Consider the following 25,164-nt stretch of genomic DNA (forward strand, 5'->3'; position numbering starts at 1 on the left):
CCGCGCGGCCTTACCGACCGCTCCCCGCGTGGGGGTCCGGTCGGACTGATCGGGGGCCGCCTCCCGGCCGGGGGCGCCGTCCGCACCCTCGCCGGTCCCCTCCGCGCTGCCGGAAACGTCGAAAAGACGCGACCGGAGTCCCTGTCAGAGCGTGCGGAGGAAGTCGAGCAGGATCTCGTTGAACCGTTCCGGCTGTTCGAGGTTGGTGTAGTGGCCGGCACCCTCGATGACGACGGACCGGCCGTCGGGGACGGTCTCGACGAGCCGGTCGGCGGCGGCGACGAGGTCGTCAGGTTCGAGCGAGCCGTTGACGGCCAGGACGGGGACGTCGATCTTCGGGACGCGGGACCAGGTGTCGGTCATCGGCGTGTGCAGGTTCGGTTCGCCGGGGCTGTGCTTCGACAAGGTGTGCAGGGCCATCTCGCGCAGGCGGCGCAGGATGCCGGGGTCCATGTCCTCGACCCTGCGGTGTGCGCCGGGGACGACGCGCAGGAACGCGGCGAGCCAGCCCTCGATGTCACCGGCCGCCATGGTGCGCGCGTACTCCGCGAGGATCTCCTGGTACCAGGGGTCGGTGTACTGGAACTCGCTGGTCGCCGCGCCGCAGGCGACCACGGCGCGGACCAGGTCCGGGTGTTCGAGGACCGTGTCGGTGGCGATCGCGCCGCCCATCGAGAGTCCGACGAGGACGGCGGGGCCCGCGTCGAGGTGGCGCAGCAGCGCGGCGAGGTCGTCGGCCCAGCGGAACGGCTCGGTCGCGTTGGCCGAGAAGCCGTGGCCTCGTACGTCCGGGGCGATCACCCGGTGACGGGCTGCCAGGGCGGGGATCTGCGCGTCGAAGAGGCGGTGGTCGACGAAGCCGGCGTGGAGCAGCACCACCAGGTCCCCGGCTCCCGCGTCGAGATAGGCGAGGTCTCCGTCCGTCGAACCGAAGAAGCGCAGACGGCCCGAGGCGCGTTCCGAATCAGGGGTCGCGGGGCGACCCGAAGCATGTTCTGCGGCACGATCTGAAGCGGCATTCATGACAACCAAGGTGTCATCTTGAAGTCCACTTGGCAACCCAGGTGTCATGATGTGCGGGTGACCGCTTCCGGAGCCCCGCTCCCTCCCGACGCTCTCGGCCGCCGCCTCACCGAGGTCTACGACCTGGTGGGCCCGCTGTACCGACGCGCCCAGCGCAGCGTCGAACACGGTCTGACGCGCGACGGCCTGAGCGTCGGCGTACGCGCCGTGCTCACGCTGCTGCGGCGCAACGGGCCGATGACCGTGCCGCAGATGGGCCGGGCTCAGGAGATCAGCCGGCAGTTCGTGCAGCGCATGGTGAACGAGGCGGCGGACGCGGGTCTCGTCGAGAGCATCGCGAACCCGGCGCACCGGCGCTCGTCGCTGATCCGGCTCACGGCGGCGGGCGAGGAACGCATCGACGCCGTACTGGACCGCGAACACGCGCTGCTCCGTCAGGTCGGCGGCGATCTGACGGAGGCGGAGGTCGCCACGTGCCTGCGGGTGCTCGGCGCGATGCTGCACTCGCTCGACCACGTGGACGCCGACTGACCTCGCACACCCAGGGCCGCCCGGGCGGAACCGACGGCTCCGGCCCGGTCACGGACGATTCCCTGTGATGCCCCTGTCAGGCGCATCTTCCTGCCGTTAGCATGTTCGAACTCATGACGATCACGCCGATCGCATGCCCTTCACCGGAAATTCATGCCATACCGAGCCGACAGATGACCAAGTGCCCCGAACCCACCGATGAGTCAGGTAAGTGAACACCACACCACCACGAATACCTTCACAGCGCCGCGGCGAGCCCCTCGTCCCCCGGCGGCGGACACGCACCCTGTTCTGGTCGGCGGCGGGCGTGGTGACGCTCGTCTTCTTCGTCGCGCTGGAGATCGTGGCGCGCCGGTACGGCCAGCTCGGTCCGCTCACCGTCCAGGCGCGGGAGGTCGTCCTCGTGCCGCGCTCGGGGCCCCTGCTCTATGCCGGTCTGGCCCTGACGATGGTGGTGCTCACCTGGCGGCAGCGGGCCGTGGCGCTGGCCTGCGCGATCGGCATCGACCTGGCGTTCCTGCTGGTGCGCCTCGTGGTGGGCGGCAGTCTCCAGTTCGGCAACGGCGCCCTGTGGGTGACCCTCGGGCTCGCCGTATTGGCCGTCGTGCGCCGCACCGGCGCGGAGCGGCTCCTGCTCCTCAAGGGCGTCGGCCTCGGCATGCTGCTGGTGCTCGGTCACAAGACGGGTGACACCTGGCTGCTCATCACGTCCAAGACCCGCCCGGACGTCCTCGACCCCTACGTGGCCACCGCCGACCACGCGCTCGCCAACCCGTCGTGGCTGGTCGGCCAGGTCGTCGAGGCCACGAACCCGTTCAGCGGCCACTTCCTGCACCTGGTCTACGGCCAACTGCCGCTCGCCGCGGCCCTCGTGGGCCTGTACCAGCTGCGCAACGTGGCGGCCGAGCGGCGCTTCCCGGCCCATCACCTCGTGCGCACGTTCCTCGCCATAGGCCTGCTCGGTCCCGCGATCTACATGATCTTCCCGGTGGTCGGCCCGATCTACGCGTACGGCGCCGAGGGCGGCCAGTGGGCGGCGGCCAACGTGTGGCCCGACGCGCTGCCGGCCATCGGCGTCCCGCACCCGATCCCGTTCGACGAGATCACGCCGCGCAACTGCATGCCGAGCCTGCACACCGCGTGGGCGACCAGCCTGTTCATCCACACCCGCAAGGGCTCGCGCGGCATGCGCTGGGCGGGCACGTTCTGGCTCGTCGCCACGCTCACCGCGACCCTCGGCTTCGGCTACCACTACGGTGTCGACCTCGTCGCCGGTGTGGTGTTCGCCCTCACGATCGAGGCGGCCATGCGGGCGTTCGCGCGCGGGTGGGACGTCTCGGCGACGCGGCTCGTCTCCTACGGCACCGTCGTCTTCACCGCGCTGCTGATCGCGTACCGCTGGCTGCCGACCGAGATGGCCGCCTACCCGTGGGCCTTCGGCCCGCTCCTGCTCGCGCTGCTCGGTTCGGTGATCGCCCTGTACGCGCGGACGACCGCGCTCTGGGACCAGGCGGAAACGGTGCCGGTGCCCAAGCCGGCACCCCGGACCGCGGACGCTCAGCCGGAACTCGCCTAGCGCGCACCCCCTCCGGAACAGCGCAGCGGCCGGTGGTTCGTGACGTCACGAACGACCGGCCGCTGTGCTGTCCCTGGGCGCGGTTCGGTCAGCCCCCGTAGCCGGGCTGTCCGGGCTCCTCGCAGGTGCAGTCGTCCTCGGCCGGCGCGACCGTGAAGTCGACACCGGTCGCGTCGCCGTGCGCGGCGTCGGCCCTCTCGGTGTCCGAGCCCTTCACGTCGTGGCCGGGCGGCGGGGTGACGTGGACCGTGTAGCCGCCGGCGGCCACGTCGGAGAACGTGTAGTCGCCGTCCGCGTCGGGCGTGGTGCTGACGGGCTCGTTGCTGTCGTCCAGGACGGGCGTGCCGTCGGGCCGGCGCAGTTCGAGGACCGTGCCCTCCGGGAGCGGGTCGCCGCTCTCCGTCGCGACGTTGCCGCTGACGTTCGCCGTCTGCGCGGCGAACCACACCTGATAGGCGGGGATGCCGGTCTTCACGGAGAAGGTCAGGGTGAGGGTGCGGATCTCGGCGGTGGGGCGCAGCCAGGCGGAGGCGCCGGACGTGTCGGTGCCGCTGCCGTGCAGGGTCTGCGTCGCCGCGTCCCAGGAGGGCTCGTCGGTGTACGTGCCGCCCGTGCAGGTGGAGGGGCGGGGACTGGCGTCGCAGTAGTTGAACGACTCCTGGAAGCCGAGCTGCCGCGCGGTCAGCGCCTGCCCGTCCGGGCCGGTGGCGCTGATCTGCACGTCGTCGGCGTCGATGTCGCCGAGCGCGACGCCCCAGCCGCCGGGCGTCGGGACCTGGTCGAACGTGAAGCTGGTGGTCGACGGGGTGCGGCCGGACGCCGTGGCGAGGTTCAGATAGGGCATGCCCTGCGAGGATCCGTAGACCTGGCCGAACGGGGTCTGTTCGCCGAGAAAGGCCGAGCCGCCGGCCGAGACGCCCGGCCGCGTGCTGTTCGTCGTGAACGTCCCCTGCGGTCCGCCGGTCGCGGCGGTGGTCACCGTTCCGGTGGAGGCCGGCGGCGCCGCGTCCAGGGTGTACCGGGCGTACTCGGCACCGTCTGCGGCGGCCGGTGCGGCGGTGAGGCCGACGGCGACGAACGCGGCGGCGGTCACGGGTACCCAGCGGGAGGATCTGCGGAAGCGCATGAAGTGGCTTTCTGGTCGACTGCGGTGTCGACGGACAGAATCCATGATCTCCATACAAAACGGCCGCAAGGGGGCGGCGCGTCACACCGATTGCACCCCGCCGCCGCACGCGTCGGACATCAGTCGAGGTCGAGGTCGCGTTCGTCCCGTCGATCCGTGTCGCCGCCCAGGAAGGGCAGGACCGCGGCGAGGAACTCCTGGGGGCGTGCGTGGTGGACGAGGTGACCGGCCGGGATCGTGACGAGGCGGGCGTCGGGGACGCGCCGGACGAGTTCGGCGATGTCCTCCTGCGGCACGTGGCTCGCGGGGCCGCCCGCGACGGCGAGCGTCGAGGCGGTGATGTTCCGCAGCCCTTGCGCCCAGGCGGGGTCGGGGTGGTCGAGCTGGGCCCGGACGGCGGCCACGACGGCCCAGTCGAACGAGAGCTCACCGTCCGGCCGGGTGGCGGGCTTCGGCTCGCGCGGCCGCAGCAGCGGTACGTCTTCGAGGACGAGCCGGCGGACGCGCGCGGGCCGGTGCATCGCGAGCAGGGCGGCCACGACGCCGCCCATCGAGTGTCCGACGACGTCGACCCGGTCGAGACCCAGGGCGTCGAGGTGTCCGAGGACGTCGTCGCGCATGGCTTCGACGCTGTACGTGCCGGGCCACTCGCTGCGGCCGTGCCCGCGCAGATCGAGGGCGTGGACCCGGTGCGTACGGGCGAGGGCGGGCGCGACACCGGCCCAGTCGCGGCTGTCCTCCCCCAGGGCGTGCAGCAGGAGGAGGGGCGGCCCGGTGTCAGGCCCGCTGATCCGGCAGGCCGACCGGAGAGATCCCGCCCGCACGATACGGAGTTCGTCGCTCATGGCCCCGACCCTGCCTTGCCCTTCGGTTCATTCGCCAGTGATCGACGGGGCGGACCGGGCCTGTTCACCGACCGCTGAAGCCCGCCTCGGCGTCGCGTCCGGGACGGAGCGCGAGATGCGCCGGGGCGGTCCCGCAAGGGCCGCCGTGGCGACGGCGGCGAGGAGCAGCGCGGCCAGAGGGCACCAGATCGCCAGGGTGAAGCCCTCCAGCGCCGCGGCCCGGGCGCCGCCCATCGCCGCCGCCGCGACGCTCGCGGCGACCGTGTTGAAGACCGCCGAGCCGATCGAACCGCCCACCTGCTGCGCCGAGTTCACGGCGGCGGACGCGATGCCGGAGTCCTGCTCGGGGACGTCGGAGGTGACGCCGGTCATGATGGCGAGGAAGCTGCCGCCGTTGCCGACGCTGAAGGTGACGAGCGCGGGCAGCACGTTCCCGGCGTAAGTGGAGTCCGGGGTGAGGAGCGTGAGCTGGAAGAGGCCGCACGCGGAGATGACCAGGCCGGCGGTCATCATCACGCGGGGCCCGAAGCGGGGCAGCAGACGGGTGCCGAGCTGCGTGGCGGTGCCCGTGGTCACGAGGCTGATCGGCAGGAAACCGAGGCCGCTGGCGACCGCGGACCAGTCCAGGACGGTCTGCAGGTAGTAGGTGAGGTAGAGCGCGACCGACAGCTGACCCGCCATGAGGGCGGCGCCCGCGAGCAGGGAGGCGACGCGGCGGCGGTCCTTCATCAGACGCGGCGGCAGCAGCGGGGTCGACGCGCGGGTCTGCCACCAGGCGAAGACGCCGAGCATGACCGTGCCGCCGATGAGGGATCCGAGCACGGTCGGGCCGGTCCAGCCGTGCGCCTCGGCCTGGCTGCAGCCGTGGACGAGCGCGGTCAGGCCGCCGCAGCCGAGCACGGCGCCGGCGATGTCGATGCGGCCGGTGAGGCGGCGGGTGTGGTCCGGCGGGGTCCAGACGGTGCCGAGCAGGGCGGCGAGGGCGATGGGCACGTTGACCAGGAGGCACCAGCGCCAGCCGAACCACTGGGTGAGGAAGCCGCCGAGGACGACGCCGAGGGAGGCACCGGCGCCGCCGAGCGCGCCGAAGAGGGCGATGGCGCGGCGCCGTTCGCGCGGGTCGGTGAAGGTGGTCGCGACGAGCGCCAGCGCGGAGGCGGCGAGGAGCGCCGCGAACGCGCCCTGCACCGCGCGGGCCGCGAACAGCGCCTGGGCGGTGGGCGCGAGGCCGGCCGCGGCGGACGCGAGCGCGAAGCCGCCGAGACCGATCGCGAACACCCGCTTGCGGCCCACGTGGTCGGCGATCCGGCCGGCGAGCAGGAGGAGGCCGCCGAAGGCGACGGTGTAGGACGTGACCACCCAGGGGCGGTCGCCGTCGCTCATGCCGAGTTCGGTCTGCAGGGACGGCAGGGCCACGTTCACGATCGTGCTGTCGAGCAGGATCATCAGCTGGGCCAGCCCGAGGACGCTCAGCGCCCACCAGCGGCGCGGGTGCGGGGTCGGGGCGATCGGGGCGGGGGCTGAGGACGACGGCACAGGCATGCCACTTTTTGTATACCAAATTCCACCCTCGGGGCAAAAATGGGATCCCATATCGGCCGACGTGTGGGCGGAATCAGGACAATCAACACCCCTGGGGCGCACCGGAGGGGTAGCTTCGGTATACGGAAATCCGGGGGCCCGTCAGGCGGGGGCGTACCCCCGCTCCCGTACGAGCTCGTCCGCGAGGGCGGTGAACGCGCGGGCGGCCGCGCTGCGGTAGCCGCTCTCGCGGTGCAGGAGCGCGACGCTACGGGCGGGCAACGGCGGGTCGAGCGCGACGGGAACGAGGTGCGGGTGGTCGTCCGTGACGGCGTCGGGCAGCACGGTGGCGAGCCCCGGGACGCGCTGCACGATCTCGGTGATCGCCTGGACGGAGTTGGCCTCCACGACGATGGGCGGTGTGACGCGGTGCTCGGCGAGGTAGCCGTCGACGTGTTCGCGGGTCACGAAGTCGCTGCTCAGCAGGGCGAGTTGCCGCTCGGCGAGGCGGCGCACCGGCAGCACGGCGCGGTCCGCCCCCGGATCGGCGGTCGCGGCGACGACCAGGCTCAGGGTCTCGGTGAACAGGGCGCGGGCGCCGATGCCGGGCAGATGCGGGCCCTCGAAGGCGATGCCGAGGTCGATCTCGTCGGCCAGCAGGCTCGCCTCCATCCGGTCCTTGGCCATCTCGCGCACGTCGAGCGTGATGCCGGGGTGCTTCTCGTGCATCGCGCGCACGAGCGGGCCGATCAGGTACGCGGTGAAGGTCGGCGTCATCGCGAGGCGCAGATGGCCGCGCGAGAGGTCGGCGACGTCGAGCACGGCGCGGTCGGCGGCGGCCAGGTCGCGCAGCGCGCGGCGCGCGTAGTGGACGTAGGCCTCGCCGGCGTCGGTGAGGCGTACGCCGCGTCCGCCGCGGTCGAGGAGCTGGGCGCCGACCACCCGCTCCAGCTGCTTGATCTGCTGGGACAGCGTGGGCTGCGAGATGCGCAGTTCCTCCGCGGCCCGCGTGAAGTTCCCGTTCTCCGCCACGGCGATGAGGTAGCGGAGATGTCGCAGCTCAGGACCCATGTGAGCACTATAGGACGCCCACCTATAGATGGCATCGATAGGAGTCATGGATATCAAGTCTTGGACACTATAGGGCCAGGTCGTGCAGGGTTGTTCCTGCCGGCCCACCCAGGAGGTCCGGCAGGACCCGAAGGGAGAGACGGATGGACAAGCTTTTCGACGGTGTCGCGCATTTCCGCCGCGACGTCTTCCCCGGCAAGCGAGACCTTTTCGCCCAGCTCGCGTCGGAGCACCGGCCGGAGACGCTGTTCATCGGCTGTTCCGACGCCCGGGTGCCGCCGGAGCTGATCACGCAGAGCGAGCCGGGCCAGCTGTTCGTCATCCGCACCGCGGGCAATCTGGTCCCGGCGTACGCGCCCGGTTCGGACGGCGTCGCGGCGAGCATCGAGTACGCCGTCTCCGTGCTCGGCGTCCAGGACATCGTCGTCTGCGGGCACTCGTCCTGCGGCGCGATGACCGCACTGGCCGAGGAGCACGACCTGTCGGCGGCGCCGGTGATCGCGGACTGGCTGCGGCACGCGGACGGGGCCCGCGCCCGGGCCCGTACGGCGGCCGCTCCCGCCGGTGAGCCGGCCTCCTCCCGGGTGGCCACCCTGGTCCGCGCCAACGTGGTCGCCCAGTTGCAGAACCTCGGCACCCACCCCTCCGTCGTCCGTGCCCTCGCCGAGCAGCGGCTCACGCTGCACGGCTGGGTGTTCGACATCGCCTCCGGCGCCGTGGAGGTGCTCGAGACGGGCACCCGCACCCCGGTGCCGGCCGCCTGACCCGCGGGGCGAGCTCCCCCACCCCACCACCCCACACCTCCCGGGGGCCGGGACCCCACTCCCGGCCCCGCACGAAAGGAACTCCTCATGATCCACGCCCAGTTCTCCCCCGAGGCCCGCGACGCCGTCGCCACCGCCGCCGTCGCCGCCAAGACGCGCCGCGACCTGTCGTGGCAGCAGATCGCCGACGCGGCCGGTCTGTCCCCGGCGTTCGTTACGGCGGCCGTCCTCGGCCAGCACGCCCTGCCCGAGGCCTCCGCCCAGGCCGTCGGCGAGCTGCTCGGCCTGGACGAGGAGGCGATCCTCCTCCTCCAGACCATCCCGACCCGCGGCTCCATCCCGGGCGGCATCCCCACCGACCCGACGATCTACCGCTTCTACGAGATGCTCCAGGTCTACGGCACCACCCTGAAGGCCCTGGTCCACGAGCAGTTCGGCGACGGCATCATCTCCGCGATCAACTTCAAGCTGGACGTGAAGAAGGTCGCCGACCCCGAGGGCGGCGAGCGCGCGATCATCACGCTGGACGGCAAGTACCTGCCGACCAAGCCTTTCTGACCCGCACGCCGACGACGACTCGTCCATAGAGCCCCACCCCCGGTACGAGCGGCGGTGGCGGGCGGCTCCGGCCGTCCGTCACCGCCCGTTCGCACATCACCGGAGCGCACCCGGCTCCACCCGCGCCGAGAAGGGAAGAACCATGGCCGCCTCCCCCCGCCGCCACACTCTCGTGTTCCTCGCCATCACCGGTCTGCTCGTCCTCGCGAGCGCGTGCACGGCCGAGTCCCGGGGAGCCGGGTCCGGCCGCTCCAGCTCCTCCGCCGCCGGGGACTCGGGCGCGAACCGCTCCGCGAGCGCCGACCTGCTCCGTGCCGCCGGCTCGGGCGACGCCGACGCCGTCCGTACGGCCATCGAGCGCGGCGCCGACCTGGAGACCCGCGACGGCGACGAGCGCACCCCGCTGCTCCTCGCCGCCTCCGGCGACCACGTGGACGCCGCGAAGGCCCTCGTCGACGCGGGCGCCGACCCCGATGCCCTCGACGCCCGGCACGACACACCCTGGCTGGTGACCGGGGTGACCGGCAGCGCCGCGATGGCCCGCACCCTCGCGCAGGCCGACCCCGACTACACGATCGTGAACCGCTACGGCGGCACGTCCCTGATCCCGGCCGGCGAGCACGGGCACGTCGACTACATCCGCGAGGTCACCACCAACCCGGACATCGACGTCGACGTGAACCACGTCAACGACCTCGGCTGGACCGCCCTGCTGGAGGCCGTCATCCTCGGCGACGGCGGCGCGGACCACCAGGAGAGCGTGCGGCTGCTGCTGGCGGCCGGGGCCGACCGCTCCGTCGAGGACAAGGACGGCACGACGGCCCTGGAGCACGCCGAACTGCGCGGCCAGCGCGAGGTCGCCCGGCTGCTGCGCGCCTGAGCGGGGATACTTGCCGTCGATCACCGAAGGCAAGGACGAGGGGCAGGGGTCCAGTGACCGTCGATCACCGGGTGGGACCGCCGAGTTTCGGCGACGAACGGGAGACGCTGCGGGCGTTTCTCGACTATCAGCGCGCGACGCTCGCCATGAAGTGCGAGGGGCTCGGCGACGAGGAGCTCAAGGAGCGGTCGATGCCGCCGTCCACGCTCACGCTGCTGGGCCTGGTGCGGCACATGGCGGAGGTCGAACGCGCCTGGTTCCGCCGGGTGTTCGAGGACCACGACGTGCCGATGGTCTGGTCCGACGAGATCGACTTCCAGGCCGCGTACGACGCGAGCGGATCGAGCCGCGCCGAGGCGTTCGGCGCGTGGGAGGCCGAGGTGGAGCACTCCCGGCGCATCGAGCGCGCGGCCGCGTCACTGGACGTGGCCGGGTACCAGCCGCGCTGGGAGGAGCAGGTGTCGCTGCGGATGGTGATGGTCCACGTGCTCCTGGAGTACGGCCGCCACAACGGCCACGCGGACTTCCTCCGGGAGGGCGTGGACGGCACGGTGGGCGCCTGAGGGCGGCCGGCTTCAGCGCCGACGGCCCGGCTGCCCCTCGGGTGGGCCGGCCAGGTGGGCCAGCAGCAGTGCGGCCAGCCGGGCCGGCACCCGGAGCGGCAGATAGTGGTCGGCGGCGGGCAGGGTCTCGCCGTGCGCGTCCCGGATGCCCTTGGTCAGGCGGTCGGCGATGACCGCGATCTCCGGATGGTCGTGGGTTCCGTGCAGCACCAGGGCCGGGGCGTCGATCTCCGCGAGGCGGGACGCGGCGTCGTGGCCTGGGGTGCCCGTCAGCCAGGCCTCGCTGACGAGCCGTCGCTCCGCGTTCTCCGTCACCATCCGCTCGATGAGCGCTCCCCCGGGCGCCTCCCGTCCCAGCGCCGCCCACACCGAGAGTTCCAGCGCGGCCAGTTCGGCCGCGTCGCCCGAACGCCGGGCCGCGCCGTAGGCGGCCGTGTCCGGGGTGTCGGGCCAGATGTGGCCGCCGAGCGAGGACGCGACCAGGGCCAGGGACGTGACCCGGTCGGGGTGGGCGAGGGTGAAGTCCAGGACGGTCTCGCCGCCCATGCTCAGGCCAACCAGCGCCGCGCGTTCGACGCCGCAGTGGTCGAGCACGGCGCGCAGGTCCGTGACGTCGCTGAACCAGGTCGTCGGCGGTGTGGAGCGGCCCAGGCCGCGCGCGTCGTAGCGGATGACGTGGTGGTGCCGGGCCAGTTCAGGGGCGACGGCGTCCCACAGCCGCGCGTCCATTCCGGCGCCGTGGAGCAGCACCACCGGCGAGCCGGTGCCGGCCCGCAGGAGGTGGAGGCGGCCCTCGCCCGGTGCAGGTATCTCTTCCCCGTACGCGTTCGTCATGGGCCGATCCTGTCCGATCCGGCGGCCCCGCACCACCAACGGCCCTTGCCCCACCGGAAGACGGGACAAGGGCCTCGGCGATCGGACGGTGTCAGTCGCGTTCCACGTCGACCGTGGTCAGGGACGCGTACCGCTCGGGGTCGCGGCGGCGGATACGGAAGGCCACGGCCAGGCCCGCGGCGAGGACCAGCGGGAGCGGCACGAGCAGCAGCGTGTTCGTGAGGCCGGTGCGGCCGGTGAGGAGGTCGAAGTGGATCACCGCGAGGACGGTGAGCACGGCCAGGCCGGCGCAGGACACGAGCGGCGCCCAGACCACGCGGAAGGCCGACAGGCCCTTGCGGTCGTGACGGAAGTACGCCCACACGGCGAGGGCGGCCAGCGCCTGCATGCCCATGATGCCGAGGACACCGACGCTGTTCGTCCAGAGGAAGACCTCCCCGTACGGGTCGGCGGCGAGCAGGGCGCCGCCGCCGATGAGGGCGAGGTTGAACAGGGTCTGCGCGACGACGGCGCCGCTGGGCGATCCGTGCCGGCGGGACACCGCGCCGAGCCGCCGGGGCAGCAGGCCCTCGCGGCCGAGGGCGTAGAGGTAGCGGGCGGCGGCGTTGTGGAAGGCGAGTGTCGCGGCGAAGGCACTGACGACGATGAGGCCGTGCATGGCGTCCGCGAGCCACGGCCCCGCGTACGTCTCGGCCGCGGTGAAGGTGAGATCGGGTCCGGCGGCCGCCCGGGCCAGTTCCACGGCGCGCTCGGTGCCGAACGCGCCCATGACGAGCCAGCACCCGGCCGCGTAGAACACGGCGAGGAAGCCGATCGCGATGAACGTGGCGCGGGGCACGGTGCGCTGCGGGTCGCGGACCTCCTCGGCGAAGATCGCGGTGGACTCGAATCCGGTGAACGCGCCGATGACCAGGACGAACATGCCGGCCGCGCCGCCGACGGCGAGGGTCGACGGGTCGAAGGAGGCGGGATCGAGCGCGGCGGCGCCGCGGTCGCCGAGGATGCCGCCGTCCATGACGAGCAGGGAGAGCACCTCGAGGACGAGCGCGACGCCGAGGACCTTGGCGCTCAGCGTGACGCGCAGCCAGCCGAGCACGCCGACGGCGGCCACGCACACGCCGGAGAGCAGCCACCACGGCACGTCGGCACCGGTGGCGTCTCGGACCGAGCCGGTGGCGAAGTAGCCGAAGGCGGCCGCGACTCCGGGGGTGACGAGGTTGTAGGAGACGACGGCGACGTACGCGGTGCCGACGCCGAGCGCGCGGCCGAGGCCTCGGGCGACGTAGGCGTAGAAGGCGCCGGCGTTGCGGACGTAGCGGCTCATCGCGGTGAAGCCCGCGGCGAAGAGGGCCAGCAGCGCGCCCGAGATCAGGTAGGCGAGGGGCGCGCCGGCGCCGCCGATGCCGATGGCGAAGGGGGCGACGCCGGCGAGGACGGTGAGCGGCGCGGCGGCGGCCACGACGAAGAAGACGAGGTCGAAGGTGCCGATGCGGCCCGCGGCGAGCCGCCCTGAGCCCTGCTCCTCGGCGCCCGGCGCGGAGTCCGAGCGGGCCGGGCTGTCGGTGGTGGTCGTCATCTGGTGTCTCCCGCCGGGGCGTTCGAGGCGGTGGTCGCGGGCGGCGCGTAGCGCGGGTAGGAGTCGGTCGGCTCGGGTCCGACGACACGTCCGGCGTGCAGGACGGCGACGCGGCGCGGGTGCGAGGCGACGGCCTCGGGGACGGAACCGGCGGCGACGGCGACGAGGTCGGCGCGGCTGCCGGGGGTGAGCCCGTAGTCGGCGAGGCCGAGCGCGGTGGCTCCCTCGTCGGTGACGAGGGCGGCGGCGTGGTGGAGTTCGGCGTCGGTCATGAGGCCGGAGCGCAGGCCGATGATGGTCGCGCGCTCGAGCATGTCGCCGGTGCCGTACGGCCACCAGGTGTCGCGGATGTTGTCGGAGCCGCCGAAGACGCGGACGCCGTGCTCGCGCAGGCGCAGGACGGGCGGCAGGGGGCCGCGCGGTCCGTTGGTCATGATCGAGACGCCGGCGGCGGCGAGCGCCTTGGCGGTGCGGTCGAGTTCGGTGTCGTCGACGTCGCCGAGGGCGTAGGCGTGGGAGACGGCTACGTGGCCGCCGAGGCCGAGGGCGGCGGTGCGGGCGGCGATGTCACGCAGCTGCGCGGTGCCGGACTCGCCTCCGTCGTGGAGGTGGATGTCGATGCCCTTGCCGTGGCGTTCGGCGAGGCCGAAGACGATGTCGAGCTGGCCGGCCGCGTCCTGGTCGAAGCCGGCCGGGTCGAGGCCGCCGATCAGGTCGGCGCCTTCGGCGAGCGCGACGCCGAGGAGGTCGGCGCCGCCCGGCGCGGCGATGACGCCGCTCTGCGGGAAGGCGACGATCTGGATGCCGAGCCGGTCGCGGAACTCTTCCCGGACCGTCTGCACGGCGTGGAGGTGGTCGAGTCCGGTCTCGAGGTCGATGTCGACGTGGCTGCGGACGTGCCCGGTGCCGTGCGCGACCATGCGGCGGGCGAGGGCGGCGGCCCGCTCCACGACCGGCACGGGCGAGCCGGTGCGGGCGGCGCGCTCGGAGGCGATCTGTTCCTGGAGGGTGGCGGTCTCGCGGTGCGGCTGCCAGGGCCCGCCGAGGAAGGTCTTGTCGAGGTGGGCGTGGCCGTCCACGAAGGCGGGCAGCAGCAGCGCCCCGTGCAGGGGCAGCTCGTCCGGTGCCGGGGTCCGGCCGGGGACGTGTTCCTCGACGGAGTGCACCCGGCCGCCGCGCAGGCGGACGTCGACGGTGCGGCCGTCGGGGAGCGTCGCTCCGAGCAGGGCGGCGGGTTCGGGCGGGGCGGCAGCCTCGCGCATGTCATCTCCTTCAGTCGTACAGCTCGGCCCAGCCTCTGGAAAGTGGCTGGTGAGCGCGGTGCGACGTCAACGTAACTGGTATACCGAATACCAGACAATGCTTCTCGGGAACGGATTTTCGTGCCGGGTCACCGGGTCTGCGAAGATCGGCTCTGCACCACCCGTCTCAGCACCGCCTGGAGCCCTCGTCATGCCGACGCCCCGTACGACCGCCGACACCGCCATCGGGGACACCCACCGGTCCCTGCGCGAGCGGGTGTACGTGGAGCTGCGCGAGCGGATCATCGAGGGGCAGTACCCGGCGGGGATGCGTCTGGTCGAGCGGGAGATCGCCGACGAGCTGCGGGTGTCGCGGGTGCCGGTGCGCGAGGCGATGCAGCGGCTCGCCTCCGAGGGTTTCCTCACGGTGCAGCCCCGGCGGGGTTCGGTGGTGGCCGGGTTCGGGCCCGAGGACGCGGCGCACCTGTTCGACATCCGGGAGAACCTGGAGGGCCTCGCGGCGCGGCTGGTCGCGCGCGGGGCCACGCCCGCGGAGCTGAAGGACCTGGAGAAGCTGCTCGCGCGGGCCCGCAAGGCGGCCGAGGCGGGCCGGCTTCGCGCGGCGGTGTCGCTCAACGCGGACTTCCACCGGCGCATCGTGGAACTGTCGGGCAACCCGCTGCTCGTCGACGTGATGGCCCCGCTGGACTCGCGACTGCGCCGGCTGTTCCGGCTCACGTCGGGCCAGGCGGACGGCGAGCCGATGTGCGGGGCGCACGAGCGGCTCTTCGAGGCGATCCGGGACGGTGACGAGGCACGGGCCGAGGAACTGGCGCGGGCCCACGTGGCGGACACCCGGGACTCGGCGCTGCACCTGCTCGCCGAGCATCCGGAACGGGAGACCTCCGCGCAGGGCTAGTGAGTTCGGGGCGAGGGTGGGCCGCCGCGCCCGCCGGGGGGATTAACGGAACGCGGCGGCAGCCACGACTTCACCGTGCCATCGCCGGAGGCCGCCCGCCCCCGGGGCGCGGCAGTCGGGTGAGCGGCGCCGGGCGGGCCGTGCCCCACGAACGGAGGCTCCGAATCCGGTGGCGCCGGTGATCACCGGCTGCGTAGCGTGCGACGGCCGGGCGTTCGTCCGGCGGACGACGGCAGCGGCGACAGAGAGCGAGCTCACCTGATGCAACCGACCTTCGTACTGGTCCACGGCGCGTTCGCGAACTCCTTCTCGTTCGCGCCGCTCCAGGCCGAACTCGGGCTGCTGGGGCACCGGTCGGTCGCGGTGGACCTGCCCGGGCACGGCTTCGCGGCGACCTACACGTACGCGTACCAGGCTCCGCAGGACACGGCGGCGCTGGCCGAGGCGCCGGGCGCCATCAAGGGCGTCACGCTCGCCGACAACGCGGCGCATCTGATCGGCGTGCTGGAGCGGGCGAAGCGGAACGGGCCGGTGATCCTGGTCTCGCACAGCCGCGGCGGGATCACGGCGACGGCCGCGGCCAACACCCGGCCCGATCTCATCGACCGGCTCGTGTACGTCTCGGCGTGGTGCCCGGTCGACCTGGACGTGAACGACTACTACGCGCAGCCGGAGATGGCCGGCGTGGACGCGGGGTCGCTGGGGCTCGCGGTGGCCGGGAACCCGGCCGAACTGGGCCTGGTCCGGGTCAACTTCCGCACCGCGGACCCGGCGGCGCTCGCCGCGCTCCGCGCTGCGTTCGCGGCGGACGTGACGGACGAGCAGTTCCTGACGTTCCTCAACACGTTCCAGCCGGACGAGAACCTGGACGTGGGCGGCACGGCCGACCGGGCGCGGGCCGCGACGTGGGGCACGATCCCGAAGACGTACGTCCGCCTGGCCGACGACACGAGCATGCCGCTCGCGCTGCAGGACCGGCTGATCAGGGAGGGCGACGCGCTGACCCCGGACAATCCGTACGACGTACGCACGCTGGCGAGCAGCCACCTGAGGTGGCTGGTCGACCCGGCTCCGGCGGCCCGGGTCCTGGCGGACGTCGCCGCGCTCACCACGGACGGATGAGCTGAGCCGGAGGTTCTCGAACGAAACGGGCACGCCCGGAGGCCTGCCCGTGTCACACTCGGCACACGCTGACGCCGCTCCCCCCGTGGCGGCGTCAGCGTTCCCCGGCCTTGTGCGTCCGGCGGGTCAGCGCTTGCGCGTGAACCAGAGGTAGACGCCGCCCACGACGCCCAGCGCGATGACACCGAGCGCGAACAGCATCTGCGGCAGCTCCCCGGCCGGGTCGACGGTGGCCATCACGAAGGAGACGACGACGGGGCCGACGACGCCGAGCACGGTGCCGACCGTCTTGTGCGCGACTGTCCAGCGCGCGGACATCCACAGCAGGACGAGGCCCGCGATCCAGCAGCCGAGCTGCAGGAACGACCACACCAGGGCGGCCGGCGAGGCGAGCGCCAGGAGCAGCACGGGGGCCACCGGGTGCACGCCGCGCCTGGCGGGCGCGGCGACGCCGGCCTCGGCCAGCGCGGTCGCGGCGATGGCGCGCGGGTCCCCCAGCTCGCGCAGCACCTCGGTCTCGGCGTCGGGGCGCTCCGCGAGGGCCACCGCTATGTGTTCGGCCAGGTCCGCGATCAGTTCCTGCCTGCGCTCGGCGGGCAGCCCCGCGGCCTCGCGCTCCACCGACGCGAGGTAGTCCTGGATCCGGGCCGACGGCTCGGCGGTCTTCATGGGGTGTCTCCTGATCGGTGGTCGCCCTGCCGTGACGGGGCGAGAAAGTGGTCCACGGCGTCCCGGAACGCAGGCCAGACGTGGGTGAACTCGGCGAGCGCGGCATGACCCGCCGCCGTGAGTTCGTAGTAGCGCCTCGGTGGTCCGGACGCCGACTCCTGCCAGCTCGTCTCGACGAGCTCGTCCCGCCTGAGGCGGGACAGCAGCGGGTACACGGTGCCTTGGCTCGTGGCCAGCGCCCCGCTCTCCTCCAGCCTGCGCAGCAGCTCCACTCCGTACAGCGGGCCGTCACGCATCAGCGCCAGGACGCAGTACTCGAGCACGCCCTTGCGGAGCTGGCTCACGGCCTTCCCCGCGTCGCGCTTACTCGTCTTGCCTGGTTCCATGCAATGCATAGTACCTTGCCGCCATGACCACGTCACCCCTCCCCTCGAGGGGACGCTTCGGATCAGCCTCCGCTTGAGGGAGTGCTCCGGATGAGCTTGTACGCGAGGGGGAACGCTCGGGCTCAGCCGCGGCCGAACAGGTCCGCCGGTTCCCCGCGCCGGGTCCCGGTCGCGTCGGGCCGGCCGGGCACCTCGCGGCCCAGCGCCTGCCAGTGCGCCACGAGCGCGTCGTAGATCGGCGTCGCGGAATGCGTCGCCGCCCGCGTCCTCACGTCGTCCTGTCCTGACTCCCCGCGCTGGTCGCGCGGTGCAGGAACGGTTTTCCCCGTGTCAACCACGGACTGCCCAACGAGCGGACGGGTCCGGGGCCACGGCCTGCCGCGCCAAGAGGCCCTAACGTGCTCCCATGACCTCCGACGACACCCCGCCCGGCACCTTCCCGCCGCGCCCGCTGCGGGACCTGCGGGTGGTGTACGCGCGCCAGGCCGGCTGCCCCGCCGACTTCGCGGAGATCGTCGTGGACTTCGAGCCCTGGGAGCCGGGATTCGTCTTCGAGGTGCACGCCGACCTGGAGCGGCGCCGCCCGGTCCCGGCGAGTGAACTGGCCGCGTACGCCGCCGCCGTGAAGGAAGGGCTCCGCGCGGAACTGGCGACGCTCGCCCCGAAGTCCCCGGCGGCCGTGGCCGTCGTGCTGCGTGCCGTGCGGGTGCACGAGGTCGACTCGCACGCGGGCGCGTTCCGCACGGCGGGCCGGCTGGCGGTACGGCGGGCGCTCAGCGAGGTGCACGGACCGCCGCGCCGGCCCAAGCGTTCCGGGCCGGCACAGCGCTGAAGCGGCACGGGCCGCGCGCCCGGACCGCTTCAGGACGGTTCGTCAGTCCCCGGCGACCAGCAGCACGTCCTGCTGCCCCGTCGCGTGGAAGCGCGGCACCGGCAGACCGCCCTCCGGGGCCAGTTCGAGAACCGTCGCCTCGACCTCGGCCTCGCCCGGCTCGACGGCGCCCTCGGGCACCTGGCCCGTGTTGTGCCAGGCGTGCTCGACGCCGTCGCACACGGCGCGGGTGCCGCCGATGCCCCGGCGCAGGCCCGGGTTCTCGGTGTCGCGCACGGAGGACGAGACGAAGACGGGGCCCTCGGCACCGGAGCAGCGGTAGGTGCCGGACAGGGACACCGTGCCGTCGGCCGAGACGTGGCCGACGCGGTCGACCGTCACCGAGCCTCCGGGCGCGGCGGCCTGGGCCACGGGGGCGGCGGCCAGCAGGGCGAGGGCTCCGGCGGCAGCGCTCAACACCAGACGAAGAGACATCGAACTAGCTCCTCTTGTGGGGGGATTTTTCACGTACAGGGGGTCATTCGGGGTTCATTCATATCCGTCCGTCCTGGTCACGCACCGGCCATCACTCCATCGGGGGCGCGTCCCCACCAGGCCGGATGGCAAAGTGGGCAGCGTCGATCCACGAGCCCGAAGGCGGCCCACCCATGCGTCTGTTGCTCATCCGGCACGGTCAGACCCCGTCGAACCTGAAGCGCCTCCTGGACACGGCGGAGCCCGGCCCGGGGCTGACGCCGCTCGGGCAGCGGCAGGCGGCGGCGCTGCCCGGGGCGCTCGCGGAGGAGCGGATCGACGCCCTGTACGCGTCGACGCTGCTGCGCACCCAGTTGACGGCGACGCCGCTGGCGCGGGCGCGCGGGCTCGACATCGTGGTGCGGCCCGGCATCCGGGAGATCGAGGCCGGCGAACTGGAGATGCGGGGCGACGAGGCGGCCATCACGACCTATCTGACGACGGCGCTCGCCTGGGCCGCCGGAGACCTGGACCGGCGGATGCCTGGCGGTGAGAGTGGACTCGCGGCGCTCTCCCGGTTCGACGAGGTCGTCGCCGAGGCCGCCGCGGGCGGCGCCGAGAGCGTGGCCATGGTCAGTCACGGCGCCGCGATCCGGATGTGGGCCGCGGCGCGCGCGGGGCGCCTCGATCCTCTCGAAGCGGCCGATCAGCACCTCGACAACACGGGGATGGTCGTGGTGACGGGCTCCCCCGCCGACGGCTGGCGGCTCGAACGCTGGGACAGCAGACCGGCGGGCCCGCGCGACCCCGCGCCGCACCACGAGGGCCCGGCGGGCGAGCCGCTCGGCGACGCCTGAGGCGCCCGCCGGGCGCCGGCTCGGGCCACCCTTCAGGCCACGCGGGACGCGATGACGCGGGCGCACTCCATCGGCCCGGTACCGGTGGTGTCGACCTCCAGGTCGTAGACCACGCCCTCGTGGACGGTCTTCGCCTGGGCGGCCGCCATGCCCCGCGCCCGGTCGCCGCGTGCCACCTCGCGTTCGGCGGCGACCTCGGGCTCGCAGCGCACGCCCACCCACAGCACGTCCAGGTCGCCGAGGGCCCGCAGCCAGCGCTGCTGGGAGGCCGCGCCGCCCAGGAAGATCTCGTCGATCACGATGCGGGCGCCGGCCCGCGCCATCGTGACGACGCCCTCGGTCCAGGCGGTCTCCAGCGTGCGGAAGACCTCGCCGACCTGCACCGTGCCGTCCGGTGCGATGTCGATGCCCTCCTCGCCCGACCGCATGCGCGCGGGCAGCGCGTCGACGAACGAGTCGGCTCCGAACGCCAGCCAGGGCTCGGGGAGCAGCTCCTGCAGGCACCGTACGATGCCTGATTTCCCGGCGCTGGAACCGCCGTTGAGGATGATCATTCGGGTCGTCATCGCGCCAGCGTACGGCGTGCCCGGCGAGCGCGGGGCGGCTCCGAGTTGCACGAACGGAGTAATGACCCGAGGCTGTATGTGACTCTCCCGACACTCCCACTCACCCTGAGTGAACGCCGGGTGAGCCCCCAGAGACAGAAAGGATGAACGGCATGGATCCGCGTTACGTCCACATCGACGCGGGGGTCACCACGCAGGACATCGCGCTCGTGGACCGCGATGTGACCGCACGGCTGCTGAACTGGGGGCTCGGCGCGTACGTGCGGCCGGTCGGCGCTTGCGTCGACATCCTGCTGCGTCTGGCCGGCGAGACCCGGGCCGGCGGAGCGCACGCCGTCGAGATGTGGTGGAACGGGCGCCACCTGATCACCGCCGTGTCCGGCACGGCACCGGGTGTCCTGCGGGACACCACCGGGCTGCATCCGGGGCTCGTCCGGGTGGCGGCGCTCAGCGACGGCTGGGGCGTGTGTGCGGGCAGGTCCGGCACGCTCACCTGGTTCTCGCACCGGACCCACGAACATCAGCCGGCCCTGCGGGTGCCGCGGCCGCCCACGCCCGTGCTGCACACGGCGCGTGTCCCGGAGGCCGAGGCGTTCAGCCCTGCGGTTCCGAGATGTTGACCATCCAGGCGATCCCGAAGCGGTCGGTGCACATGCCGAAGACGTCGCCCCACATCTGCTTCTCCAGGGGCACGCCGACGACACCGCCTTCGGACAGCTGCGCCCAGTAGCCGCGCAGCTCGTCGGCGTCGTCGCCGCTGAGCGAGAGCGAGATGTTGCGGCCCGGCCGGTACTCCATGCCGGGCGGCGTGTCGGAGGCCATCAGGGTGTAGCCGGACGGGGTGTCGAGCATGGCGTGCATGATCTTGTCCGCCACCTGCTCGACACCGGGGGCGCCCGTCTCGCCGAAGGTGTTCAGGGCCAACTCCCCTCCGAACACCTGCTGGTAGAACTCCATGGCCGGGCGGGCGTCGCCGTCGAACTGGATGTAGGGGTTGAGTCGAGAAGCCACTGCCTGTTCCCTTCGATGCGGGTGCGGTTGCCCGCATTATGGGACGGCTTCCCGCTCTCCGCCCGGCGACGGGTGACGGGCCTCCCGGCGTGTCCCGTCCGGCGCCTGTCCCCCGCCCGCACCCGGGCGCCCCGGCATGCCCACCCGATCCACCGACCCCACCCGCAACACCGACACAAGTCCCTCTGGCAGAGGCCGAGTTGAGGCCTGACAATGAGGAGGTCGCGTTCTGCGCGGCCCGGCTCCGCCGTCTCATCCCCGTGTCGGCGGAGCCGGTCACGCCTGTGCTCAGGAGACCCCCGCGGGGTCGAAGTCGATCTTCTCGCGGACCCCGCAGTCGGGGCAGCACCAGTCGTCGGGGACCTCCTCCCACGGGGTTCCGGCCGGGAAGCCCTCGCGGGGGTGGCCCGCGTCCTCGTCGTAGACGTAGTCGCAGGACGGGCAGCGGAACCGGCTCATGCGGCGACGCCCGGGGTGCCCTCGGGGCGCTCTCCCGCGCCGTACCGGGCGAGCAGGGCGCCGCGCCGCGCGGGCTGGAGGTTGGCGCGCCGGACGTCGCCTCCGTAGTGGGCGAGCACCCGGTGGTCCATGACGCGGCGCCACAGCGGCGGGAAGTACGCGAGCACGATCATGCCCGCGTATCCGGTGGGCAGTTCGGGGGCGTCCTCGAAGTGACGCAGGGCCTGGTAGCGGCGGGTGGGGTTGGCGTGGTGGTCGCTGTGCCGCTGGAGGTGGTAGAGGAAGACGTTGGAGGCGACGTTGTCGCTGTTCCAGCTGTGCTTGGGGGCGCAGCGTTCGAACCGGCCGCTCTCGGTGCGCTCGCGCAGCAGGCCGTAGTGCTCGGTGTAGTTGATGACCTCGAGCAGGCAGAAGCCGAAGACGGCCTGGCCGACGAGGTAGGGCAGGACTTCCGGCCCGAACGCGATCGCGAGTGCGGCGAAGAGGGCCGCGGACATGGCCCAGGCGCTCAGGATGTCGTTGCGCGGGGTCCACGGGGAGCCGCCGCGGCGGGTCAGACGGCGCTTCTCCAGGCGCCACGCGGAGGCGAGGCTGCCGATGACGGTGCGCGGCAGGAAGCGCCAGAAGCTCTCGCCGAGCCGTGCGCTCGCCGGGTCGTCGGGGGTGGCCACCCGGACGTGGTGACCGCGGTTGTGCTCGATGTAGAAGTGGCCGTAGAAGGTCTGCGCGAGCGCGACGCGGGAGAGCCACCGCTCGGTCGACTCCTTCTTGTGGCCCAGTTCGTGGGCGGTGTTGATGCCGATACCGGCGACGCCGCCGAGGGTGACGGTCAAACCGATCCGGGAGACGAGCGAGAGGTCGCCCCCGGTGAGCAGGGCGCAGCCTGCGACGAGGCCCGCGTACTGGAGCGGCAGGTACATGTAGGTGCACCAGCGGTAGTAGCGGTCGGCCTCCAGGCGGGCGAGGGCGCTGTCGGGCGGGTTCGCGGAGTCCTTGCCGATGAGCTGGTCGATGACCGGGAAGAGGACGTAGAGCAGGATCACCCCGCTCCACCAGAAGACGTCGAGGCCGGTGAGTTCCACCAGGCCCCAGGCGATGAAGGGGAAGCACGGCACGATCAGGCCCATCAGCCACAGGTAGCGCTTCGGGTCCCGCCAGGGCGGTGCCTCGTGCGGGGGTTCGGTCTCGCGGTGCAAAGGCACGGCCGGTCTCCTCACGGATCACGTCATTGGACACTTGAGGCACGTACTGTCCGGCAAAGTGACACCGGTCCGGGCGGGCGTCAATGGCCCGCGCAGGGATCGGTGCAATCGAGGCGTGAAGAAGCGGGCACAGTGGGGACGCGAGGCGTCGCTCCGGTGAAGGCCCGTGCTGCGTACGGAGGTTGACGTCTTGTCAGGACTCGTCGGCGGCGGGCGCGGGGTAGGCGATCCGTGTGGTGATCGCGGCGATCCTGCGGGCCGATTCCTCGGGTGAGGCGGCGGGCTGCACGATGTGGCTGACCGTGAGCCGGACGATCGCCTCCACGGCGAGGCTGCGGGAGAGGTCGTCGACCTCGGGCCAGGCGTCGGCCGCGTAGGCGTCGAGCATGACGGTCGCGGTGTCGAAGACCGGCTCGGGGCGGGTCGTCAGGTAGGCGAGCAGATCGTCGTCCTCGCCACCGCGGGCCGCGGTGAGCACGGACTTGATGAGCGGGTTGTCGGCGGCCTGGCCGAGGACGAAGCCGACGCCCGCACGGGCCGCCGCGTCGAGGGAGTCGCGGTGCGCGTCGAGCTCGCGCTGGATCCCGAGCAGGAACCGCTCGGCCTCGCGCTCCACGAGGGCCAGGCCGATCGCGTCCTTCGAGTTCGAGCCGAACTCGTTGTAGACCGTCTGCCGGCTCACCCCCGCGGCCCGCGCCACGGCCGCGACCCGGAGCCGCCCCCAGCCCTCCGTCGTCACCAGCTCGTATGCGGCGTCCAGCACCCGCTCGCGGAGCAGGTCGCGGACGGCCTCTCGGAAGCGCGTCATGATCAGCCCACTCTAGACGGAGGTCGGCGGCCGGGAAGGGGCGGGATCCCCGGTCCGTGGCCCGTCCGCTCGACCGCGCGGCGGCGCACCGCGAGCCCGAAGGCGAAGGCGGCGAGCAGCGCGGGGACGGTCAGTTCGACGACGACCGACACGAGCCAGTCCGGGTTGATCCCCCTCGTCTCCCCGCTGACGAACCGGCAGGTCGCCTGGGGCGGGAAGAGGCTCGCGTCGAGGGTCTGCGGCGCGCCGGCGCTCCAGCCGTCGCCGTCGGAACAGGCCGTCGAAGGGCTGGGCAGCAGCCTCCACGCGGCGAGGAGGTAGGCCATGACGAAGACGGAGCCGAGCACGAAGAAGGCCGTCCCGGTCCTGCGCACCTTCTCGGTACGGGACATGGGGCGCACCAGATCACCGCCGGGCCGCGGGTCGAGGCACTCGGCGACCAGGGCCCCGAGCAGGGCGACGACCATGACGACGAGTCCGGCCCACAGCAGGAAGCCCAGGGGCGCCCGGCCGCCGACGGAGGCGACCTCGCCCTGGGCGAACTCGCAGACGGTCGCGGGCGGGAACGCCTGGTCGCGTACGCGGATCAGCCGGCCGGGCCCCTCGGCCAGGCCCTGCGTGCAGCGTTCTCCGAACTCCAGCATGCCGAGGAGGGCGACCCCGCAGCCGGCGAGCAGCGCGGCGAACGCGATCGCGGAGGCGGCCCACAGGCCGTCGGTCCGGTAGCCGCTCGGCGTTCCCTCGGGTGGCATTCCCGCACTGTAGTCGTGGAGGCCCGGTGGTCAAACCATGGGGAGGAAGTGACGGGGGTGAAGTGGCCGGAATCGAGGCTCGGTTCGGATGGGGCCGCTGTGACGAGCGCCGTCGGGAACCGGCTCAGGCCCCCGACTCGGCCTGATCCCTGCGGTGTTCGCGCCCCGTGTGAACCGTGCGCACACCCCGGTCACTCACGCACCCTCGCCGTGGCCGGAATTGCGCGGTCCACTGAGCTCATGCACCGCGCCACACGGCCTCGTGGATGCGGTGCCGGGCCGCTGTCCTCCCCTCTCGCCCGGCGGCCCCCAGCGCGCCCCGGGGCACTGCGCGGGCTTCGGTTCCCAGCCGCCGGAGTCCGTCGGTCCATCCGGCCCCGGGCGCGCGCCGTGCGGGGCGAAGCATCACCTCCCAGGACAAACCGGCGTTCGCGCTGTCCGACCGCAGGGGTGTGACGTACGGTCAACTCATGGACGGGGCCCAGTGGTTAGCCGCCTGTCACGCGCAGCCTGAAAAGGCCTTCGCGCAGTGGGAGCAGGCACCTTTTCTCGCCCGGCTGCCGGCCGGTCGCCGCTTCGACGCGCTGCGCGTGCACCAGCCGCTCGGGCTGACCGTCCTGTGGGAGCTCGGCGACGACGCAGGCAAGGTGCCGGTCCTGGAGGAGCACGCGCCACCGCGTCCGGTGTTCTACATCCTGACCCGGCCCGGCAGCGCGGACGACTGGCCGCCGGCCCAGGACGACGCCGTGCTGCTGGGCGCCGGCACCGAGCTGTCCGTGCCCTCTCCGCACGCCGACGGCATCACCGGGGTGCAGCAGCACACGTACATGTGGCGGGTGCCGCCGGACGGCAGCGGCCGGCTCGCCGACCCCGACGTGCTGCGGGCGGCACTGGACCTCGCCCGCGACACCGACCGTCAGGCGGCCAGGATCCGCGCGGCCCGTTCGGTGTTCTACGGCGCCAAGCACGCCCGGCAGAAATAGGAACGCGTGAGCCCGCGGCCGGACGCGGGGTCCGGC

Annotated in this window: 30 protein-coding genes; 12 read left to right on the forward strand and 18 right to left on the reverse strand. The window is 72.9% G+C overall.

Annotation, left to right across the window (positions count from 1 at the left end; translation table 11 throughout):
• Window positions 1–144: 144 nt before the first annotated feature.
• Window positions 145–1,023 (reverse strand): alpha/beta fold hydrolase, encoded by an 879-nt coding sequence (locus ACFW9D_RS28090; protein WP_384626269.1) that lies wholly within the window; start codon window positions 1,021–1,023, stop codon window positions 145–147.
• 57 nt (window positions 1,024–1,080) lie between these two features.
• On the opposite strand from ACFW9D_RS28090, the gene ACFW9D_RS28095 reads away from it, so the two are divergent.
• Window positions 1,081–1,554 carry a MarR family winged helix-turn-helix transcriptional regulator gene (locus ACFW9D_RS28095; RefSeq protein ID WP_384626271.1) on the forward strand — a complete coding sequence of 158 codons (474 nt, stop codon included), beginning with the start codon at window positions 1,081–1,083 and terminating at the stop codon, window positions 1,552–1,554.
• Window positions 1,555–1,840: 286 nt separating this feature from the next.
• A complete protein-coding gene (locus tag ACFW9D_RS28100; RefSeq protein ID WP_384626334.1) occupies window positions 1,841–3,130 on the forward strand; it encodes a phosphatase PAP2 family protein in 1,290 nt (429 codons plus the stop codon).
• 88 nt (window positions 3,131–3,218) lie between these two features.
• Here ACFW9D_RS28100 and ACFW9D_RS28105 read toward each other — a convergent pair whose 3' ends face one another.
• The 4 genes from ACFW9D_RS28105 to cynR form a co-directional block, all read right to left on the reverse strand.
• Entirely contained in the window at window positions 3,219–4,256 is a 1,038-nt protein-coding gene (locus tag ACFW9D_RS28105) for a hypothetical protein (RefSeq protein ID WP_384626273.1), read from the reverse strand.
• Between the two features lie 119 nt (window positions 4,257–4,375).
• Window positions 4,376–5,101, reverse strand: coding sequence for an alpha/beta fold hydrolase (locus tag ACFW9D_RS28110; protein ID WP_384626276.1), 726 nt, complete (start codon window positions 5,099–5,101; stop codon window positions 4,376–4,378).
• A gap of 27 nt (window positions 5,102–5,128) precedes the next feature.
• Window positions 5,129–6,643: an MFS transporter gene (locus ACFW9D_RS28115; protein WP_384626279.1), complete on the reverse strand. Its 1,515-nt coding sequence runs from the start codon at window positions 6,641–6,643 to the stop codon at window positions 5,129–5,131.
• A 141-nt stretch (window positions 6,644–6,784) separates the two neighbouring features.
• Window positions 6,785–7,693, reverse strand: coding sequence for a transcriptional regulator CynR (gene cynR, locus ACFW9D_RS28120; protein ID WP_384626282.1), 909 nt, complete (start codon window positions 7,691–7,693; stop codon window positions 6,785–6,787).
• A 143-nt stretch (window positions 7,694–7,836) separates the two neighbouring features.
• Here cynR and ACFW9D_RS28125 point away from each other — a divergent pair, with 143 nt between their 5' ends.
• From ACFW9D_RS28125 to ACFW9D_RS28140, 4 genes are all read left to right on the forward strand, one after another.
• A complete protein-coding gene (locus ACFW9D_RS28125) occupies window positions 7,837–8,457 on the forward strand; it encodes a carbonic anhydrase (RefSeq protein ID WP_384626285.1) in 621 nt (206 codons plus the stop codon).
• Between the two features lie 87 nt (window positions 8,458–8,544).
• Window positions 8,545–9,015, forward strand: a complete 471-nt coding sequence (gene cynS, locus ACFW9D_RS28130) for a cyanase (protein WP_384626288.1) — start codon at window positions 8,545–8,547, stop codon at window positions 9,013–9,015.
• A 142-nt stretch (window positions 9,016–9,157) separates the two neighbouring features.
• Window positions 9,158–9,895 (forward strand): ankyrin repeat domain-containing protein, encoded by a 738-nt coding sequence (locus ACFW9D_RS28135; RefSeq protein ID WP_188335173.1) that lies wholly within the window; start codon window positions 9,158–9,160, stop codon window positions 9,893–9,895.
• Between the two features lie 53 nt (window positions 9,896–9,948).
• Window positions 9,949–10,458, forward strand: coding sequence for a DinB family protein (locus ACFW9D_RS28140; protein WP_384626292.1), 510 nt, complete (start codon window positions 9,949–9,951; stop codon window positions 10,456–10,458).
• A gap of 12 nt (window positions 10,459–10,470) precedes the next feature.
• Here ACFW9D_RS28140 and ACFW9D_RS28145 read toward each other — a convergent pair whose 3' ends face one another.
• The 3 genes from ACFW9D_RS28145 to ACFW9D_RS28155 form a co-directional block, all read right to left on the reverse strand.
• Window positions 10,471–11,292, reverse strand: a complete 822-nt coding sequence (locus tag ACFW9D_RS28145) for an alpha/beta fold hydrolase (protein ID WP_384626295.1) — start codon at window positions 11,290–11,292, stop codon at window positions 10,471–10,473.
• 91 nt (window positions 11,293–11,383) lie between these two features.
• The gene (locus tag ACFW9D_RS28150) at window positions 11,384–12,868 is read right to left on the reverse strand and encodes an APC family permease (RefSeq protein ID WP_188335176.1); all 1,485 of its coding nucleotides are present in this window, start codon (window positions 12,866–12,868) and stop codon (window positions 11,384–11,386) included.
• Window positions 12,865–14,130, reverse strand: a complete 1,266-nt coding sequence (locus tag ACFW9D_RS28155; RefSeq protein WP_384626298.1) for an amidohydrolase family protein — start codon at window positions 14,128–14,130, stop codon at window positions 12,865–12,867. Before ACFW9D_RS28155 ends, ACFW9D_RS28150 begins: the two co-directional genes overlap by 4 nt.
• A gap of 190 nt (window positions 14,131–14,320) precedes the next feature.
• Here ACFW9D_RS28155 and ACFW9D_RS28160 point away from each other — a divergent pair, with 190 nt between their 5' ends.
• Together ACFW9D_RS28160 and ACFW9D_RS28165 are read left to right on the forward strand one after the other, a co-directional pair.
• The gene (locus ACFW9D_RS28160; RefSeq protein WP_384626301.1) at window positions 14,321–15,028 is read left to right on the forward strand and encodes a GntR family transcriptional regulator; all 708 of its coding nucleotides are present in this window, start codon (window positions 14,321–14,323) and stop codon (window positions 15,026–15,028) included.
• 261 nt (window positions 15,029–15,289) lie between these two features.
• Window positions 15,290–16,150 carry an alpha/beta fold hydrolase gene (locus tag ACFW9D_RS28165; RefSeq protein WP_384626304.1) on the forward strand — a complete coding sequence of 287 codons (861 nt, stop codon included), beginning with the start codon at window positions 15,290–15,292 and terminating at the stop codon, window positions 16,148–16,150.
• A gap of 126 nt (window positions 16,151–16,276) precedes the next feature.
• On the opposite strand, the gene ACFW9D_RS28170 is transcribed toward ACFW9D_RS28165, so the two are convergent.
• From ACFW9D_RS28170 to ACFW9D_RS28180, 3 genes are all read right to left on the reverse strand, one after another.
• Complete coding sequence (locus tag ACFW9D_RS28170) at window positions 16,277–16,819, reverse strand: HAAS signaling domain-containing protein (RefSeq protein ID WP_384626307.1); 543 nt, start codon at window positions 16,817–16,819, stop codon at window positions 16,277–16,279.
• The gene (locus tag ACFW9D_RS28175) at window positions 16,816–17,205 is read right to left on the reverse strand and encodes a PadR family transcriptional regulator (protein ID WP_384626311.1); all 390 of its coding nucleotides are present in this window, start codon (window positions 17,203–17,205) and stop codon (window positions 16,816–16,818) included. The genes ACFW9D_RS28170 and ACFW9D_RS28175 overlap by 4 nt, the downstream gene beginning before the upstream one ends.
• Before the next feature lie 122 nt (window positions 17,206–17,327).
• Window positions 17,328–17,477 carry a hypothetical protein gene (locus ACFW9D_RS28180; RefSeq protein WP_188335182.1) on the reverse strand — a complete coding sequence of 50 codons (150 nt, stop codon included), beginning with the start codon at window positions 17,475–17,477 and terminating at the stop codon, window positions 17,328–17,330.
• A 134-nt stretch (window positions 17,478–17,611) separates the two neighbouring features.
• Between ACFW9D_RS28180 and ACFW9D_RS28185 the strand changes: the two genes are divergently transcribed.
• Window positions 17,612–18,037 (forward strand): hypothetical protein, encoded by a 426-nt coding sequence (locus ACFW9D_RS28185; protein ID WP_384626314.1) that lies wholly within the window; start codon window positions 17,612–17,614, stop codon window positions 18,035–18,037.
• A 42-nt stretch (window positions 18,038–18,079) separates the two neighbouring features.
• On the opposite strand, the gene ACFW9D_RS28190 is transcribed toward ACFW9D_RS28185, so the two are convergent.
• The gene (locus tag ACFW9D_RS28190) at window positions 18,080–18,511 is read right to left on the reverse strand and encodes a DUF6299 family protein (protein WP_384626317.1); all 432 of its coding nucleotides are present in this window, start codon (window positions 18,509–18,511) and stop codon (window positions 18,080–18,082) included.
• A 173-nt stretch (window positions 18,512–18,684) separates the two neighbouring features.
• Here ACFW9D_RS28190 and ACFW9D_RS28195 point away from each other — a divergent pair, with 173 nt between their 5' ends.
• Window positions 18,685–19,347, forward strand: coding sequence for a histidine phosphatase family protein (locus ACFW9D_RS28195; RefSeq protein WP_188335185.1), 663 nt, complete (start codon window positions 18,685–18,687; stop codon window positions 19,345–19,347).
• 32 nt (window positions 19,348–19,379) lie between these two features.
• Here ACFW9D_RS28195 and cpt read toward each other — a convergent pair whose 3' ends face one another.
• Window positions 19,380–19,913 carry a chloramphenicol phosphotransferase CPT gene (cpt, locus tag ACFW9D_RS28200; RefSeq protein ID WP_223205805.1) on the reverse strand — a complete coding sequence of 178 codons (534 nt, stop codon included), beginning with the start codon at window positions 19,911–19,913 and terminating at the stop codon, window positions 19,380–19,382.
• 152 nt (window positions 19,914–20,065) lie between these two features.
• On the opposite strand from cpt, the gene ACFW9D_RS28205 reads away from it, so the two are divergent.
• Window positions 20,066–20,533, forward strand: a complete 468-nt coding sequence (locus ACFW9D_RS28205; RefSeq protein ID WP_188335186.1) for a pep a2 — start codon at window positions 20,066–20,068, stop codon at window positions 20,531–20,533.
• Here the strand turns inward: ACFW9D_RS28205 and ACFW9D_RS28210 are convergent.
• The 5 genes from ACFW9D_RS28210 to ACFW9D_RS28230 all read right to left on the reverse strand — a co-directional run bounded on the left by ACFW9D_RS28210 (window position 20,508) and on the right by ACFW9D_RS28230 (window position 24,145).
• Entirely contained in the window at window positions 20,508–20,924 is a 417-nt protein-coding gene (locus tag ACFW9D_RS28210) for a VOC family protein (protein WP_384626321.1), read from the reverse strand. The genes ACFW9D_RS28205 and ACFW9D_RS28210 overlap by 26 nt on opposite strands.
• Before the next feature lie 288 nt (window positions 20,925–21,212).
• On the reverse strand, window positions 21,213–21,383 hold the full coding sequence (locus ACFW9D_RS28215; protein WP_384626323.1) for a rubredoxin: 171 nt from the start codon (window positions 21,381–21,383) through the stop codon (window positions 21,213–21,215).
• Window positions 21,380–22,585: an alkane 1-monooxygenase gene (locus tag ACFW9D_RS28220; RefSeq protein WP_223205806.1), complete on the reverse strand. Its 1,206-nt coding sequence runs from the start codon at window positions 22,583–22,585 to the stop codon at window positions 21,380–21,382. The genes ACFW9D_RS28215 and ACFW9D_RS28220 overlap by 4 nt, the downstream gene beginning before the upstream one ends.
• Window positions 22,586–22,778: 193 nt before the next feature.
• Window positions 22,779–23,393, reverse strand: a complete 615-nt coding sequence (locus tag ACFW9D_RS28225) for a TetR family transcriptional regulator (protein WP_384626326.1) — start codon at window positions 23,391–23,393, stop codon at window positions 22,779–22,781.
• Window positions 23,394–23,395: 2 nt separating this feature from the next.
• The gene (locus ACFW9D_RS28230; protein WP_384626329.1) at window positions 23,396–24,145 is read right to left on the reverse strand and encodes a hypothetical protein; all 750 of its coding nucleotides are present in this window, start codon (window positions 24,143–24,145) and stop codon (window positions 23,396–23,398) included.
• A gap of 470 nt (window positions 24,146–24,615) precedes the next feature.
• Here ACFW9D_RS28230 and ACFW9D_RS28235 point away from each other — a divergent pair, with 470 nt between their 5' ends.
• The gene (locus ACFW9D_RS28235) at window positions 24,616–25,128 is read left to right on the forward strand and encodes a hypothetical protein (protein WP_384626331.1); all 513 of its coding nucleotides are present in this window, start codon (window positions 24,616–24,618) and stop codon (window positions 25,126–25,128) included.
• The last annotated feature ends 36 nt before the right edge of the window (window positions 25,129–25,164 follow it).

This window comes from Streptomyces sp. NPDC059524 (assembly GCF_042749255.1).
GTDB lineage: Bacteria > Actinomycetota > Actinomycetes > Streptomycetales > Streptomycetaceae > Streptomyces > Streptomyces xanthii.

Coding starts and splice junctions, on each gene's coding strand:
- ACFW9D_RS28090 (WP_384626269.1), bottom strand. CDS start 1,023: ATGAATGCCGCTTCAGATCGTGCCGCAGAACATGCTTCGGGTCGCCCC.
- ACFW9D_RS28105 (WP_384626273.1), bottom strand. CDS start 4,256: ATGCGCTTCCGCAGATCCTCCCGCTGGGTACCCGTGACCGCCGCCGCG.
- ACFW9D_RS28110 (WP_384626276.1), bottom strand. CDS start 5,101: ATGAGCGACGAACTCCGTATCGTGCGGGCGGGATCTCTCCGGTCGGCC.
- ACFW9D_RS28115 (WP_384626279.1), bottom strand. CDS start 6,643: ATGCCTGTGCCGTCGTCCTCAGCCCCCGCCCCGATCGCCCCGACCCCG.
- cynR (WP_384626282.1), bottom strand. CDS start 7,693: ATGGGTCCTGAGCTGCGACATCTCCGCTACCTCATCGCCGTGGCGGAG.
- ACFW9D_RS28125 (WP_384626285.1), top strand. CDS start 7,837: ATGGACAAGCTTTTCGACGGTGTCGCGCATTTCCGCCGCGACGTCTTC.
- cynS (WP_384626288.1), top strand. CDS start 8,545: ATGATCCACGCCCAGTTCTCCCCCGAGGCCCGCGACGCCGTCGCCACC.
- ACFW9D_RS28135 (WP_188335173.1), top strand. CDS start 9,158: ATGGCCGCCTCCCCCCGCCGCCACACTCTCGTGTTCCTCGCCATCACC.
- ACFW9D_RS28145 (WP_384626295.1), bottom strand. CDS start 11,292: ATGACGAACGCGTACGGGGAAGAGATACCTGCACCGGGCGAGGGCCGC.
- ACFW9D_RS28150 (WP_188335176.1), bottom strand. CDS start 12,868: ATGACGACCACCACCGACAGCCCGGCCCGCTCGGACTCCGCGCCGGGC.
- ACFW9D_RS28155 (WP_384626298.1), bottom strand. CDS start 14,130: ATGCGCGAGGCTGCCGCCCCGCCCGAACCCGCCGCCCTGCTCGGAGCG.
- ACFW9D_RS28160 (WP_384626301.1), top strand. CDS start 14,321: ATGCCGACGCCCCGTACGACCGCCGACACCGCCATCGGGGACACCCAC.
- ACFW9D_RS28165 (WP_384626304.1), top strand. CDS start 15,290: ATGCAACCGACCTTCGTACTGGTCCACGGCGCGTTCGCGAACTCCTTC.
- ACFW9D_RS28170 (WP_384626307.1), bottom strand. CDS start 16,819: ATGAAGACCGCCGAGCCGTCGGCCCGGATCCAGGACTACCTCGCGTCG.
- ACFW9D_RS28175 (WP_384626311.1), bottom strand. CDS start 17,205: ATGGAACCAGGCAAGACGAGTAAGCGCGACGCGGGGAAGGCCGTGAGC.
- ACFW9D_RS28185 (WP_384626314.1), top strand. CDS start 17,612: ATGACCTCCGACGACACCCCGCCCGGCACCTTCCCGCCGCGCCCGCTG.
- ACFW9D_RS28190 (WP_384626317.1), bottom strand. CDS start 18,511: ATGTCTCTTCGTCTGGTGTTGAGCGCTGCCGCCGGAGCCCTCGCCCTG.
- ACFW9D_RS28195 (WP_188335185.1), top strand. CDS start 18,685: ATGCGTCTGTTGCTCATCCGGCACGGTCAGACCCCGTCGAACCTGAAG.
- cpt (WP_223205805.1), bottom strand. CDS start 19,913: ATGACGACCCGAATGATCATCCTCAACGGCGGTTCCAGCGCCGGGAAA.
- ACFW9D_RS28205 (WP_188335186.1), top strand. CDS start 20,066: ATGGATCCGCGTTACGTCCACATCGACGCGGGGGTCACCACGCAGGAC.
- ACFW9D_RS28215 (WP_384626323.1), bottom strand. CDS start 21,383: ATGAGCCGGTTCCGCTGCCCGTCCTGCGACTACGTCTACGACGAGGAC.
- ACFW9D_RS28225 (WP_384626326.1), bottom strand. CDS start 23,393: ATGACGCGCTTCCGAGAGGCCGTCCGCGACCTGCTCCGCGAGCGGGTG.
- ACFW9D_RS28230 (WP_384626329.1), bottom strand. CDS start 24,145: ATGCCACCCGAGGGAACGCCGAGCGGCTACCGGACCGACGGCCTGTGG.
- ACFW9D_RS28235 (WP_384626331.1), top strand. CDS start 24,616: ATGGACGGGGCCCAGTGGTTAGCCGCCTGTCACGCGCAGCCTGAAAAG.